The 15,024-nt window shown below is 36.3% G+C and carries 18 protein-coding genes; all 18 read left to right on the forward strand.

Annotated features, from left to right (window positions below):
• The first annotated feature begins 109 nt into the window (after nucleotides 1-109).
• The 18 genes from NQ503_RS05055 (at nucleotide 110) to NQ503_RS05140 (ending at nucleotide 15,022) form a co-directional block, all read left to right on the forward strand.
• Complete coding sequence (locus tag NQ503_RS05055; RefSeq protein ID WP_242650180.1) at nucleotides 110-1,870, forward strand: DUF2075 domain-containing protein; 1,761 nt, start codon at nucleotides 110-112, stop codon at nucleotides 1,868-1,870.
• Between the two features lie 5 nt (nucleotides 1,871-1,875).
• Nucleotides 1,876-2,208 carry a nucleotide pyrophosphohydrolase gene (locus tag NQ503_RS05060; RefSeq protein WP_005426816.1) on the forward strand — a complete coding sequence of 111 codons (333 nt, stop codon included), beginning with the start codon at nucleotides 1,876-1,878 and terminating at the stop codon, nucleotides 2,206-2,208.
• A gap of 276 nt (nucleotides 2,209-2,484) precedes the next feature.
• Nucleotides 2,485-3,426, forward strand: a complete 942-nt coding sequence (locus NQ503_RS05065; protein WP_005426811.1) for a restriction endonuclease — start codon at nucleotides 2,485-2,487, stop codon at nucleotides 3,424-3,426.
• Nucleotides 3,427-3,714: 288 nt separating this feature from the next.
• Entirely contained in the window at nucleotides 3,715-4,002 is a 288-nt protein-coding gene (locus NQ503_RS05070; protein ID WP_005426808.1) for a hypothetical protein, read from the forward strand.
• Between the two features lie 12 nt (nucleotides 4,003-4,014).
• Entirely contained in the window at nucleotides 4,015-4,887 is an 873-nt protein-coding gene (locus NQ503_RS05075; protein ID WP_227191094.1) for an HNH endonuclease domain-containing protein, read from the forward strand.
• Nucleotides 4,888-4,963: 76 nt separating this feature from the next.
• Entirely contained in the window at nucleotides 4,964-5,206 is a 243-nt protein-coding gene (locus NQ503_RS05080) for a hypothetical protein (RefSeq protein WP_005426805.1), read from the forward strand.
• Between the two features lie 154 nt (nucleotides 5,207-5,360).
• Nucleotides 5,361-6,257: a DUF6414 family protein gene (locus tag NQ503_RS05085; protein ID WP_005426803.1), complete on the forward strand. Its 897-nt coding sequence runs from the start codon at nucleotides 5,361-5,363 to the stop codon at nucleotides 6,255-6,257.
• 192 nt (nucleotides 6,258-6,449) lie between these two features.
• Nucleotides 6,450-7,040: a hypothetical protein gene (locus NQ503_RS05090; RefSeq protein WP_005426801.1), complete on the forward strand. Its 591-nt coding sequence runs from the start codon at nucleotides 6,450-6,452 to the stop codon at nucleotides 7,038-7,040.
• 125 nt (nucleotides 7,041-7,165) lie between these two features.
• Nucleotides 7,166-8,047 carry an Abi family protein gene (locus NQ503_RS05095; protein ID WP_005426799.1) on the forward strand — a complete coding sequence of 294 codons (882 nt, stop codon included), beginning with the start codon at nucleotides 7,166-7,168 and terminating at the stop codon, nucleotides 8,045-8,047.
• A 571-nt stretch (nucleotides 8,048-8,618) separates the two neighbouring features.
• Nucleotides 8,619-9,539 (forward strand): DUF4268 domain-containing protein, encoded by a 921-nt coding sequence (locus tag NQ503_RS05100; protein ID WP_005426796.1) that lies wholly within the window; start codon nucleotides 8,619-8,621, stop codon nucleotides 9,537-9,539.
• Between the two features lie 32 nt (nucleotides 9,540-9,571).
• Nucleotides 9,572-9,796, forward strand: a complete 225-nt coding sequence (locus NQ503_RS05105; RefSeq protein WP_171030286.1) for a hypothetical protein — start codon at nucleotides 9,572-9,574, stop codon at nucleotides 9,794-9,796.
• Between the two features lie 8 nt (nucleotides 9,797-9,804).
• Complete coding sequence (locus NQ503_RS05110) at nucleotides 9,805-9,999, forward strand: hypothetical protein (protein WP_005426794.1); 195 nt, start codon at nucleotides 9,805-9,807, stop codon at nucleotides 9,997-9,999.
• A gap of 100 nt (nucleotides 10,000-10,099) precedes the next feature.
• Nucleotides 10,100-10,990 carry a Fic family protein gene (locus tag NQ503_RS05115; protein ID WP_005426793.1) on the forward strand — a complete coding sequence of 297 codons (891 nt, stop codon included), beginning with the start codon at nucleotides 10,100-10,102 and terminating at the stop codon, nucleotides 10,988-10,990.
• Nucleotides 10,991-11,016: 26 nt separating this feature from the next.
• Complete coding sequence (locus NQ503_RS05120; protein ID WP_005426791.1) at nucleotides 11,017-11,358, forward strand: arsenate reductase family protein; 342 nt, start codon at nucleotides 11,017-11,019, stop codon at nucleotides 11,356-11,358.
• 197 nt (nucleotides 11,359-11,555) lie between these two features.
• Nucleotides 11,556-12,203, forward strand: coding sequence for a TetR/AcrR family transcriptional regulator (locus NQ503_RS05125; protein ID WP_005426790.1), 648 nt, complete (start codon nucleotides 11,556-11,558; stop codon nucleotides 12,201-12,203).
• Nucleotides 12,204-12,248: 45 nt separating this feature from the next.
• A complete protein-coding gene (locus NQ503_RS05130) occupies nucleotides 12,249-13,607 on the forward strand; it encodes an MFS transporter (RefSeq protein WP_005426788.1) in 1,359 nt (452 codons plus the stop codon).
• Nucleotides 13,607-14,593, forward strand: coding sequence for an alpha/beta fold hydrolase (locus NQ503_RS05135; RefSeq protein WP_005426786.1), 987 nt, complete (start codon nucleotides 13,607-13,609; stop codon nucleotides 14,591-14,593). The genes NQ503_RS05130 and NQ503_RS05135 overlap by 1 nt, the downstream gene beginning before the upstream one ends.
• Nucleotides 14,594-14,680: 87 nt before the next feature.
• Nucleotides 14,681-15,022, forward strand: a complete 342-nt coding sequence (locus NQ503_RS05140; RefSeq protein WP_005426785.1) for an arsenate reductase family protein — start codon at nucleotides 14,681-14,683, stop codon at nucleotides 15,020-15,022.
• Nucleotides 15,023-15,024 lie beyond the last annotated feature (2 nt).

The following is a 15,024-nucleotide window of genomic DNA, read 5'->3' on the forward strand; positions in this document are numbered from 1 at the left end:
GATATAATTAACCCAGAGAAACTTTTGAAACCAAATCTAAAGAATCTTATTATAGTACGAGAAGGTAACAACCGTAAGGGAAGATGGGTTATAAAAAACGATAATGAGCATGAACATCACAAAACCAATTATTAGAAAAATAAAAGACAATGAAACTGCACTGGCTGAATTTGAGAAAGAAATCAAAACAAATGAAGCAGAAGATACCAAAGACATTATCATGAACTTTCCGACGGTATACATCCACAACTGGCCGGAAACGAATAAGTATGATGTATATGTCGGGGAATCAAACAATATCTTTGCACGTACGAGACAGCATTATCATAACCGAATCAAACATGAAACCTGGCAACATAGAATGCTGCAAAAAGACGCTTCGCTTTATATCATCGGACATGAACATTTCAATAAATCCCTGACACTGGATGTTGAAAATCGTCTTATGCATTATCTCATGAGTGTGGATAAAGTGCGACAGGTACACAATGGAAGAGGAAATCCCCAGAAGAGTTATTATCCATCTGAGGAATTTGAGGGGATTTTTCAGAAAATCTGGACAGAGCTTCATGAGTCGGATGAGGAACTTTTTCCAGATGAAAATATCGTGAAAGACTCTGCGATTTATAAAGCATCGCCATTGCATAAATTAACAGACGAGCAGGAGGATGCAAAAATCCAGATTCTGGACTGTATTGCATCGGCCAGAAACAAAAATGAAAAACAAATCATATTTATTGATGGTGAAGCAGGTACTGGAAAGACCGTTCTGAACAGCAGTATCTTCTATGAATTATATTGTCAGGAAGAAGAAAAAGACAATACAGAATTTAAATGCTGCATGGTGGTCAATCATGATGAACAGGTAAAAGTGTATTCTGATATTGCGAAGAAGCTTGGAATCACAGAAAAGTATAAAGATGTGGTAAGTAAGGCTTCTACTTTTTTAAACAGACATAAAGATCCTGATTCGGTGGATGTTGTTTTTGTTGATGAAGCACATCTGCTTTTTACACAGGGAAATCAGGGATACAGTGGGAAAAATCAGCTGGATGATATCGTAAAACGAGCGAAAGTTGTTGTCATTGTATTTGATGAAAATCAGATATTACGAATGGACCAGTACTGGGAAAAGCAGATGATTGACAGGTATCGCAATAAGGCAATTGAGCAGCGTAATCATATCACATTGACCAAACAGCTTCGTATGCAGGCGGATGATGAGACACTTGAATGGATCGATGCTTTTACGAAAAAACAGATTATAAACAAAATTCCACATCATGACTATGAAATAAAAATCTTTGATTCACCGGAAGTACTGGATCTGGAAATACAGAAAAAAGCAAACAGTGAGAAGAGCAGATTGTCGCGTGTCATTGCCAATTATGACTGGGATTATAAGAAAGGCAAAAAGCCGGAGGATACATCAAAAAAATACTGGGAAGTAGATGTGTGGATAGAAGACCAGAGATGGCATAAGCCATGGAACTACGAACTGGAACAAAATCTTAATAAAGATGAGAAAAAGAAGATAAAAGAACAGGCATGGGCAGAGCAGGCACACACAATTGCCGAAGTTGGTTCAACTTATACAATTCAGGGATTTGATCTCAACTATGCAGGAGTGATTCTTGGAAAGTCTGTAAAATATCGTGATGGAAAAATTGTTTATGATCCAAGCGAAAGCAGCAACGGAAAAGCGACCAAGAAGAGAACAATGGAAGACGGTACAAAGCAGAACTTTGCAAAAGAATTGCTGAAGCATGAGGTTCGTGTTCTTATGACACGTGGAGTAAATGGTCTGTACATATATGCATGCGATGACCAGTTAAGAGAAGCCTTAAAAAAGGCAGCAGAACAGGAGTAAGAATAATGACAGAAGAGACAATAAAACAAATTTTGAAATTTCGAGATGACCGTGACTGGAAACAATTCCACAATCCAAAAGATCTGGCGATTTCCATTTCCCTGGAGGCCGCAGAACTCCTCGAAGTATTCCAGTGGAGCGGTACAGACGTATCCAATGAGGGAAAACAGGAAAAAATCAAAGAAGAACTTGCAGATGTATTAAATTACTGCGTCCTCATGGCAGATGCCTGTGGACTGGATATCGATGAGATTGTGCAGGAGAAGATTAAGGTCAATAATGAGAAATATCCCGTGAGCAAGGCGAAAGGGAAGAAAGAGAAATATAATAAATTGTGAAATATGTTTATGAAGCATCTATCAGAAATATTGGATACGTGGAGTAGATTGGCTCAGGTGTGCGAAATCTGTTCAAATACAATAAATTCTATTCAGGAAAAGAACCAGAGTTTGCAGAAGGAGATGGGTTTGGGAGGGGCTACTGGATGAGTAGCACTCATACGATTTTGGGGTAGGATAATGAAAGTCAAGTTGCGACTAAAGGCGGTGAGGTTGCGACTATGGGGAGCAAAACTGCGACTAAGAAAAATGACAAAGTCAGGTGTGAGGTGAAAAATGGAAAGACCTGAAATATATACCGACAATTACAATTCACTTGAAGAGTGGATTGAATTGAGAAAGCGTAATGAAGAGTTTGTTTATCCACAGTTTTTTGTTCCCTTTAGAGAGTGGATGAAAGATATTGAGCAGAAAAGTGATATGGAAATTAAAGAGTTATTGAGAATACTGCTTCAGCCATATACTTTAGGAGTAGATACAGTTGACACATATGAATTCTACAAAGAATATGTACAGGACAAAGTAAATAAAGAAAAAAATTTACAAACATATGAGTTATGTATGAATCAATTGAAATATAATGAACGGATTTATCGTATAAAAAATAAACAAGAAGCTTGGGAAGGATTAACCTGGGTGCTTCCGTTATTAAATATTAATCCAATGAAAGCATTAAAAGCTTTAGGTATGTATTTTGATGCCGAGTGTATATATATGCCAGATGATCGAATATATGGCATTTCGGATGCGATGGATATTATCGAGGAAAAATATATAAAGAGTGCTTCTGATAAAAATGCATATATTTTTTCATTAACTTCGAGAGAGTTTGAAATTTTAATTGCCATATTATATGAAGCGTTAGGATATAAAGTGAATTTGACGAAGGCAACGAGAGACGGTGGAAAAGATATCATTGCAGAAATTAATGAGAATGAAAGAAAAGAGAAAGTTTTTGTAGAATGCAAGTTGTACAAAACTTGTGAGTTAAAGAAAGAAACAGTGCGTGCGTTAGGATATACCATGCTAAGTGAAGAAGCAACCCGAGCAGTTATTTTTACATCGGGTTACGCTACAAAAGCATTAAAAGAAATGGATACGAGAATACAGATTTTTGATATGGAAGAAATGATTCTTTTGTTAAATGCCAATTTAGGGGAAAGATGGTACGCAGATTTTGAGAGGTTGAAAAGTAATTTTATGAAGGAGATGAGTTAGTCTTCGTACATATCCTGAGCGTGTAAAAGTATAGAAAAAGGTTACAAGGAAGCAACGAAAAGAGCATAAAGTGAGAGGGGAAAGGGCATTGACTGCGGTCGGTGTCTTTTTTCATTCGTTAAACAGAAAGAATAGCGCAAAAACTGTAATTGTGATGCTGATAGTTAAATGATATAATTATTTTAATAAATAAAATTGATATAGGAGATCAGATATGATTTTTAGAAGGTCTACTGGTAAGGCAGTTAGATCAACAATTGATGTTAGAGATGGAAGAGGGGACGAAAGATGGCTCAATATTATCCTACGCAGGAAAATGTGTTAAATATTAAAGTTCAATATTACAACGAACTTGATATACAGGGCTTTTCACAGATGTTGAAAGATCCGTCCTTTTGTTATAAATTTTATTGGTTGGAAGCAATCGTAAATCTGATTTCTGAAGGTATTACAGAAACAACATTTGATGCGATTATCGACGAAATGATTGCAAATGCTTGGTATTCTGTGCGGGAATTTCACATCCATCTTAGTGGATTACAGGCAGATGGAATGGTACGTGATGGGTTGGAATGAGCAATTCTGCAATTGACAGAACTCAGTACACTTCCGGCGAATGCTTCGAAAATAGAAATTAAAAATGCTATAGGTGAATATAATTCAGAGCTGAAAAGGTTTAAAGAACAGCTTACAAATATGGTTCCGTACAGAGCTCTGGCAGGATTTTTTGCACGCAGTAAAGAAAAGGCTGAGTGGAATAGCATTCGCCGTATGACGACGTATATTAAAGAAATTAATGATAATATAACACCACTTCCATACGTTTTAGGTGAGAGTAGCAAGTTAAAGAAAGAGGTTCGTTTTCATCAGGATTGGATTAAAATGATTCAGGATAATACGGTAAATATTCTTGGATGGATTCAATATGAAAAAGTCAAATGGCTGCAAAATAATAATCCGGAAGTTCCAGGACTTATTTATAAACTGGTTCCTATGAATGACAAAATGCGTAAGCTATCCAATGTTCGAAAATTGTGGGAGGGTGTTCTGGAAGTACGAGAGATTCGAGATGTGTTTACTGGACGTGAAATTGTTCCAAAGCAGTACGATGTGGATCATTTTATTCCATGGTCATTTGTAATGAACGATGAGCTATGGAATCTCATGCCGATGGAATCTTCTTTGAATTCTTCAAAGAGTAATCGCCTTCCGAAATGGAATCCTTTCTTTAAAGATTTTGCTTATAATCAGTATATCTTGTATGGGATGATTCATGAAAATGCAAATATACATAAAAGATTTGAAGTCTGTTATGGAGATAATCTGCATTCTATCTGGGCTGGGCAGGAACTGTACCGGAAGGGGAATACAGAGGAAGAATTTTATAATATTCTGGAGAAGAATATGTTGCCGGTGTATGAGTCAGCAAGACGGCAGGGATATGAGATTTGGGAGTATTAAAGATAAAGATTCTTACGTAAAAGAATCGGAACTATAAGATACAATATTACTTTCTTTAAGGTAGGAGGTACAACTGATGAATTATGAAAATTATCCATATGATATTTTTAATCCAATGTATCTAAAAAACACTTATGTACAGCAATTAGAAAATTGGAGAAATGTAGAACAACAAAAAAATATTTGTGATATGGTTAAAGCTATTTCCGATTATTGCGAAGCTGCTAGAAAGGTAGCTCCAGATTATCAACGAATGGCAACAGATGCTTGTATGATGGAAATTGTGCGACAGATGTTGATAGACAAACAGGTTAAATAATATATTTGTCCTGAGCATGAATTATAGGGACGTATATATTGGAAAACTAAGATCTTTGTAGCGGATACGACATTGTTTTGATACCGTTAGAGAATACTATTAATTTCAAATTTTTGACACTAAAAGTATAAAATTGAATGGAAGGAGTGCAAATATGGAAAATAATATAAAACTGGATAGATTAATTATTCCAGTGTATATAAACGAGAAAATTGTTTTGGATATGCTTGCTATTATAGAAGATGGTTTTTCGATGGTAAGTCAAATTAATTATACAGAGCATAAAGAAAGTAGTTCTGCACAGAAAGTTGATGCAGGAATATCAACTTCAGCGCCTATTTTGAGTAAATTTTTAAAGATAGATGTTTCTGGTGGATTAAGCCATGAAGGAAATAAAGGGGAAAATGAAAATGTTATTAAAGAAAAAGTGCATACAAATGTTTCGCTTTTATCAAAATTTAGAGGCTTTTTAGTAGAAAATAAAATATTAAAATCTGATTTGAATTTTTCAGAAGTACGAGTGGGAGATTTTATTGAAGTCGAGGGTGAACTGCAAAAAAATCCGATAATAAATTATATGGACAGTTTTATTGATTTGTTTCGCATGGCAGATATTTTTACCGAAAAAACACAATTGGGTAACAGAACACAAGCGAAAAATCAGAAACAAAAAGAAGATGAGGTAGTAAAGCAAATTAAGTCGTTTACTGATGAATTAAAACACAGTGGAACAATAGATTTTATTCTATCAGATGTGAAGGGAACAACAGTATTATCAGTACAAGAACAATATCTTGCCAATGATAATATATCTGAAATACTTGGAGGACATTTTAAGATCCTTGGAAAAGTAATATCGATATGTAAAGAGGATACTGAAAATATTGATTTACTTAGAAAAACTTCGTTATCGATTTTTCAAGAAGATTTGCTAAATGAATTGTTTGCTGAGTTAAAAACGGATGATATGAAGCAGTTCAATTTACCTGAATTACGGACTAAAATCGAGAGTCCTGCAGTTATTGTAATTCCTATTGCTATTTATGCATGACGTTTAGGTAAGTTGGATATAAGGACTATTAATTAGAAGGGTACGGGTAGTAGATGTGATGATTAGGACCGAAGAAGGCGGTTATTTGGGTAATCTAGTGGGGATATATAGAAATACTAAGAGTGCTTGACTAGACTCGTACAGGAAAGCACAGATTTATTGGGAAAAGTAAAAAGATAAGAAGGTATAGCTATGAAAAAGAATATAATAAAAATTAGCTTGGCAGGAGTTGTAGTCGGTGTTGTCGTATCTACAGCATCTTTTAGCGTGGCAGCGTCAGCTGTTCCAACTGAATCACCAGTAGAGTCAACTAAGGAATACGATGATATACAAAAGATGTTTCTGGCAATCGATAAAGATACAACAGAGGATGATCTTCTAAAATTGCTCGAAGAGTATGAGGTTGCATATACGGCAGAAGATTATAATGGAACACCGAAGAAAAGATGCTATAATATCGCGTTCGAAGAAGGTGCAGCGCTTCAGAGGTATGCAAATCCAGGAGATACTCTGGAGGTATCTTTTGATAAAAATGATGGTACGATATTATATGCAGAATACTTTAATAATGAGGCTTTTATGGATGCGCTTTATTATAATTATGGTACGCATTGGGATTTTAGTGAAGATGAGCCGGGTAATGTGTATTCGGGATATTATTACTATAAGCCAGGAGATACAAAAGGTGGCATTACTATGAAGTACAGTAATGGCAACACGAAAGAAACAGGATATCATAGTGTTGACAGTGCAGAAGATGCATTGGGAGATATTTTATCATAAATTAAAAAAGTATACTTAACGGTTGATTTTTTCCTTAAAATGAATATATTAATAATTAACAGAACCCAACACGCCTCTCAACGATGCGGACCACGTTGGGTCTTTTAATTTAAGGAGAATGTTGGATGGGAGAAGTAAAACAACATCAGCCTCCTATGACAATTGATGAACAGATAGAGAATTTAAAAAATATTGGGTTGATTGTCGAAGATGAGGAGTATGCGAAAAGAATATTAAATGACATTTCATACTTTAGATTGATTAAAGCCTATAGTTTAAATCTTAAGACAAATGAAGGAAGATATAGAGAAAACATTACGTTTCAACAACTGGTAGATTTATATCTTTTTAATGCAAATTTTCGTCAAATTATATTCCCTGAAATCGAAAAAATAGAAATAAATGTGCGATGTAGAATTTCGAATTATTTCGCTGAAAAATATGGTGTTTTAGGTTATTTAGAAGCAGATAATTTTGTGAATGTAAAATATCATCAAGAGTTCTTGAAGGATGTTCATGAAGAAATAAGAAGAAATTCTAAGGCTCCGTTTGTTAAGAATTTTCGGATGAACTATGCAGGTGGGATGTTGCCAATATATGCGCTGGTGGAAGTTTTCAGTTTTGGTACATTATCTAAGTTTTACAAAAATATGAAAAACCCAGATAAAAAAGCAATAGCGAAATCGTTTGGGATAGGATATACGTACTTAGAGAGTTGGTTAGAGAGCATTTCTTATGTTCGAAATATATGTGCACATTATGGTCGCTTGTATAATGCAAAATTATCAAAAACACCAATGTTGTACAAGGAATATTCAGAAGCTGGTATTGGAAATAATCGTATTTTGGGAGTGTTGTTATGTCTTAAACATATTTTGAAAAATGATAATCATTGGAATATGTTTGTAGATAAGATAGAGATATTGTTCGATAAATATGAGAATGTTGATATAACAACAATGGGATTTAAAGAGAATTGGAAAGCACTTTTAGAAAATGATAAATAAAATAGTATGAGACAAAAATGTACTAAAGTGTCTTAAGGTTAGAGAGTCGAGAAAACGGCTCTTTTCTTTTGTTATAAATTTGTACACGATAAATGTTAATTCTCGTATACGGTAAACAATTCATATACGAAAGTGTTATGATTTGCAACGGAAACTATGTTCTGGAATAAATTCCCAAATGGGAATATAAGTATTGAAATCCTAAAATAAATTCCGAAATGGGAATATATTTTGAAGTATCGAAGAGAAGATATATAAAAAATAATAAAAAAGTTTTGGAAGTACAGATTTTTGCATTGCCATTCTGAGATAATAGGTATATCAAATGAATCAACAGTAAAAGATTTCAGAAAGGCTGCGGTGAATTTCATGAAAGGATATTTCGTTACAGATGGTTACATGGGGCTGGTAGATGGTGTGTACAGATTATTTGCAGATGAATCGTACTACTATGAATACATGAATGACTGAGAGATATCTGGATTATTTTGGAATCCTGTATTAAAATATTATTTAGATTAAGCTATCGAAGGAAAACCAGAAGATTAAAGGTTAATAAAAGGAGAGAGCAATGACGAATCTTGGAACATTAAAGAAAATTACAGATTTAAGAAGTATATGGCCGCATGAGGCATTGAATTTTACTCCATGGGTAGCTGAGAATGTAGATCTGCTGGCAGATGCTGTAGGTTTGGATATTACTGTGGATGAGACTGAATCTTCGGTTGGTGATTTTAATGTAGATATTTATGCTTCTGAAACGGGAACAGACAGGAAGATTATAATTGAAAATCAGTTAGAGGATACGGATCATGACCATCTTGGAAAATTAATTACATATGCATCAGGAAAAGGTGCAGATGTGGTTATCTGGGTGGTGAAACATGCTCGTGAGGAACATAAAGCAGCAGTAGAATGGCTGAATAATCATACAGATGATAAAATTGGATTCTTTTTGTGTGAAATAAAATTGTTTCAGATTGGAGATTCACAGATAGCACCAGCTTTTACAGTTGTTGAAAGACCAAATGACTGGACAAAGGAAATCAGAAAAACAGCGTCAGCCAATTCAACCCAGCAACAAAGACTGGAATACTGGCAGGCATTCAATGATTATGCGTTTACTGATGCAAATTTTTCAAGGATTTTTAATAAAAGAAAACCGACAACGGATCATTGGATGGATTTCAGCATCGGTTCATCTGCCTGCCATATCGCTGTGTCGCAGATCCAGAAAAGAAAAGCGGTTGATGTTGAGCTGTATATAAATGATGACAAAGAATTGTTTAAGAGTTTGTTTGCTCATAAAGATGAAATAGAGAAAAATATGGAAATGGAATTAGAATGGAAAGAATTGCCGGAAAGAAAAGCAAGTCGTATTTTGATTGAAAAAACGGTTGATTTGGATGACAGAGCGACATGGCCGGAGCAGTTTGATTACATAATGGACACTTGTATAAAAATGAAAAGGGCATTTAAACGTTATTTATAATGAAGCTGAAACAGTGAAGGGAAATGATGATTATGGAAATAAAAAGTATACTGATTAAGGATACAACAAAAGAAGAGAGAATTCGTATTGTTCAGGAGGGCCTGAATCAGTGTGGTGGTGCATGTGATTTCTGTAATGGCTGTGACAATCTGGGCGGCGGAGCGGTAGATGCTTTTTATGAACCGTACATTAATGGAGAAAAAGAACTGCGTGAGCTTAATGAAGAATACAGAAGCAACACAGGGCTCGTGAAGTAGGTGTAATTATGAGACCACCGGAAATAGAAAATTCTACAGAAGAAGAACGCAGAGAATATATAAAAAATACTTTCAGATGCATTGCAGATTGTGATATGTGTGGTTTATGCACGGTGTTTCGTGGAAAAGATCCGGAAGTTGCCTATGCAGATTATATCAACGGTAAGCGGGTTTATCTGGATGTATCAAAGGATTATAGATAATGAAACGGCAAAAACACGAAATATATTGAATGTATTTGAATATTTTTGCCGATAATATGATATACTATATGCAACTAAATTATGAATCAGAGGTGTGCATATGAAGTATATTTCAGTGGCGGAAACAGCGAAAAAATGGAATATCTCAGAGCGAAGTGTGCGGAATTATTGTGCCCAGGGACGTGTACCGGATGCTTTTCTTACAGGAAAGACCTGGAACATTCCGGAGAATGCGAAAAAACCGGAAAGAGCAAATAAGAGAGTGAAATCGCCGCGTACTTTATTAGATATTTTACAGGAAGAGAAAGCGAAAAAGTATTCTGGAGGAATTTATCATAAAACGCAGATTGAGTTAACATATAATTCCAACCATATGGAAGGAAGTAAGCTGACTCATGATCAAACCAGGTATATTTTTGAGACAAATACGATTGGTATGGAAAATGAAGTTTTCAATGTAGATGATATAATTGAAACAGCAAATCACTTCAGATGCATAGACTTGATTATTGACAATGCAAAGGTAACTTTGACAGAGAAGTTTATCAAAAATATACATCTGATTTTGAAGAATGGAACGAGTGATTCGAGAAAAGACTGGTTTGCAGTGGGAAATTATAAAAGGGTTCCAAATGAAGTAGGAGGTATGGCTACAGCATCTCCGGAAGAAGTTTCTACAAAGATGAAAGTATTATTGGGTGAGTATGCCCGTAAAAATGAAATAACTTTTGAAGATATTTTAGACTTCCATGTAAAATTTGAGCGTATACATCCGTTTCAGGACGGAAATGGACGGGTTGGAAGATTGCTTATGTTTAAGGAATGCCTGAAACATAATATTGTTCCGTTTATCATCGAAGATGATTTAAAAATGTTTTATTATCGTGGTTTGAAGGAATGGAACCGTGAAAAGGGATATTTGATGGATACGTGTCTTACTGCGCAGGATCGTTATAAGGCATATTTGGATTATTTCAGAATTCCGTATTAGTATCTAAAAAAAGACAGGAGGAGACTATGAACATACAGATTTTTGGTACAAAGAAATGTAATGATACGAAGAAAGCGGAACATTTCTTCAAGGAACGTGGCATTAAGTATCAGTTTATTGATATGAAAGAAAAAGGCATGAGTAAGGGCGAGTTTACATCCGTTGCACAGGTCAATGGTGGTCTTGAAAATATGGTCAACTGGAATGGCAAGGATAAAGATACACTTGCGTTGATCAAATATATTGCGGATGAAGATAAATTAACAAAAGTACTTGAGAATCCGCAAGTGATTAAAACGCCTGTAGTTCGAAATGGAAAACAGTCTACGCTGGGGTATCAGCCGGATGTGTGGAAAAGCTGGAAATAATAGAATATTAGTGTGAGAGGCATCTGTCTTGATTGACAGGTGTCTTTTTATCTCTATACTATATACAAAATGCACAAAAAATATAAAATAATATAAAAAACTATTGTATAGCACAAATAAAAATGATAGTATCACTATCATAAATGAAAAATGATATTTAAAGCAAAATCAGCATTCAAAAGAAGGTGGTGAGAAAAATGGATACAACAGAAAAAGTACCTTCAACGAGAGAACGTCAGGCACAGCAGAGACGTGAAAAGATCATTCAGGCATCGATGCAACTGTTCTGGGAGAAATGTGTGGAAGATACATCTATGGAGGAAGTGGCGAAGTGTTCAGGGGTAGGTGTTGCTACGGTATATCGGTATTTTTCTACGAAAATAGAACTGGTGATAGAGACGGCTGAATTTTACTGGCAGAAAGTCGCGGAGAAATATCTGACAGAACTGGAGCAGACTGACACAGGATATGTGCAGCTTCAGAAAATCATGAATGTTCTGGAAAGAATATTTCAGGAAGAAAAAGCATTTCTGAAATTTCTACAGGAGTTTGATGTTTTTGTAAAGAAATATCAGATTTCTGAAGAGCGGCTGACAGATTATGAGAGTGGTATCTTACGACTGAAACCGTATGTGACAGATGCATTGGAAAAAGGGCTGGCAGATGAAAGTCTGTTTTTTACCTGTTCAATAGACGAGATGTATTTTTCATTGACGCATACTCTCTTGGCAGTGATGCAGAAACTGGCGGTGGGAGGAGAAATTCTCTCTTCAGACCAGGCGGTTGAAGGAAATCGGCAGTTCCGTATTGTCACGGAGCTGCTGTTGGGGGGAATCAAGGGATAAAATTACAATGTGTAGCAAGATAAAAATAGTATCAGGAGGTATAACATGAAAAAGTTAACAACAGCAAAAATATGGCAGTTTGCAGCAGGACAGTTTGGATGGGCGATGTTATCTGGAATCATATCCAACTGGCTTGTGTATTTCTATCAGCCGGATAAAACGGCAATCAGTCAGGGACAGACGGTGTTTATTCCACAGGGACTGGTAGTTCTGGGGATTTTTACGATCATTGGCGGAATTACAGCGTTTGGAAGAATTTTCGATGCATTTACAGATCCTATGATTGCATCCTGGTCTGACAGATGTACATCAAAGAATGGCCGGAGAATTCCTTTTTTGAAATGGGCATCTTTGCCGCTGGTGCTTTCTACAGTATTGGTATTCTGGTCACCGGTCAATAAAAACAGTTGGATCAACGCAGTTTTTCTATTGGTAATGATCCTGGCATATTATCTTTCCATTACTGCATATTGCACGCCATATAATGCACTGATTCCGGAGCTTGGACACACGCAGCAGGAGAGACTGAATATTTCTACCGTGATTTCATTTACGTTTATCGCAGGAACAGCAGTGGCTTATCTGGCACCGATGATCTGGGGTGTATTTATTCCGGCATTTGGCAGAGTTGGAGCAATTCGTGTGACGTTTACATTGATGGCTACGGTAGCTTTTATCTGTATGTTGGTACCGGTATTCTGCATTCGTGAAAAAGATTATGTGGATACAGTTCCGGCAAAAGAGTCCGCGTTTCGTTCATTGGTTGCTACATTCAAAAACGGTGAGTTCCGTAAATTTGTGGGTTCGGATATTTTTTACTGGATCGCACTGACGATGTTTCAGACGGGCCTGCCGTTTTTTGTTACCAGTCTTTTGAAACTTCCAGAGACAATGACAACATTATATTTTGTTGGAATGACTGCACTTTCACTGGTATTTTACGTACCTGTAAATAAGCTCACTCCAAAACTTGGAAAGAAAAAGATGATTCTTTTTGCATTTGCCGTATTCAGTCTGGCTTATTTTTATACAGGGTTTATGGGAAAAATGATCTTTATTCCGGCAACCGTACAGGGACTGATCCTGACAGTTGTGGCGGCACTTCCTATGGCAATTTTCGGAATTCTTCCACAGGCAGTAGTGGCTGACATTGCACAGAGTGATTCGATTAGGACCGGAAGTAATCGTGAAGGAATGTTTTATGCAGCAAGAACGTTTGCGTTCAAACTTGGACAGAGTCTTTCTATGCTGATTTTTACAGCTGTGTCTACGATTGGTGCAGGAGATGGAACAGGGTATCGTGTGGCTGCTTTTGGCGCAGCAGTATTTTGTTGTATTGGCGGAATTATACTGGTATTTTATAATGAGAAAAAGATTAATGGAATTATTGGTGGGCAGAGATAATGAAAATTATACAGGAAGATAACTTTGCGGACATTATGAAAGATGAAGTGGAGCCGTATTTGTATGCACATTGCAGAGAATGTTATATTACAGGAGCAAAAGAGCCTGAACGAAGAGAAAAAAACGGCAAACTTCATGTGAAATTTTATGAGACAGACAGGCCAAAGGGGGTTATTATCATAAGTCATGGTTTTACGGAGGGTGCACAGAAATATGATGAAATGATATATTATTTTCTGAAGGCTGGATACCATGTGTGCATGCCAGAACATATGGGTCACGGTTTGAGTTATCGACTGACAGAGGATCCATCACTGGTACATATTGATACATGGAAACGTTTTGTACGAGATTTTCTGAAGGTGTGTCATGTAGTAAAAGAGCAGTATTCTGAGCTTCCGTTGTTTTTGTTTGCACATTCTATGGGCGGGGCGATTGGCACGATCGCAGCTGCATGGGAGACGGAGCTTTTTCAGAAGATCATACTCAGTTCGCCGATGATACGGCCGCTTACCGGAAATGTGCCATGGTCGGTGACTGTTGCAATTGCACAGGTAGAATGTCTGGCGGGAAGAAATGCAAGGTATGTGATCGGTCAGAAACCTTATGACGGAAGTGAAATTCTTGAGACAAGTGCTGCAGTTTCAGAAGCAAGATTTACCAGGTATAACGAGATCCGCAAGCAATCCAGAGAAATCCAGACAAGTGCAGCCTCTTATGGATGGCTTCTTGCTTCAATAAAAATGAGCTGGTATCTGAGATATCATGGATGGAAAAAACTTACTGCACCGGTACTTTTATTTCAGGCAGAGAAAGATGCGTTTGTTTCTGTCCAGGCGATACAAAAATTTGCGAAGAAACTGCAGCGAAAAGGGCGGACTTCATGTGAATATATGTATATGCCTGGAAGTAAACATGAAATATTTGGAAGTGATGACGAGACGATGCAGGCATATGTAGAACGAATTTTGAGTTTTTTGGAATAAAGAAATTGAGAAAAGCAGGGATTGGTATGGACATGTAGCAGTGAATTTTTTGGATATGTTTACAACGAAATAGAAAAGGAGAACACGATGAACATACAGATTTTTGGTACAAAGAAATGTAACGATACGAAGAAAGCAGAACGATTTTTTAAAGAACGTGGTATTAAATTTCAATTTATTGATATGAAAGAAAAAGGCATGAGTAAGGGTGAATTTACTTCTGTTGCACAGGCAAACGGTGGTCTTGAAAATATGATTAACTGGGAATGCAAGGACAAAGATATGCTTGCATTGATTAAATATATTGCCAATGAGGATAAACTGGAAAAGGTACTTGAGAATCCGCAGGTGATCAAGACACCGGTGGTCAGAAATGGAAAGCAGTCTACGCTCGGATATCAGCCGGATATATGGAAGGATTGGAAATGATT

Origin of the sequence: Blautia obeum ATCC 29174 (assembly GCF_025147765.1) — a bacterium.
GTDB classification, from domain to species: Bacteria; Bacillota; Clostridia; order Lachnospirales; family Lachnospiraceae; genus Blautia_A; species Blautia_A obeum.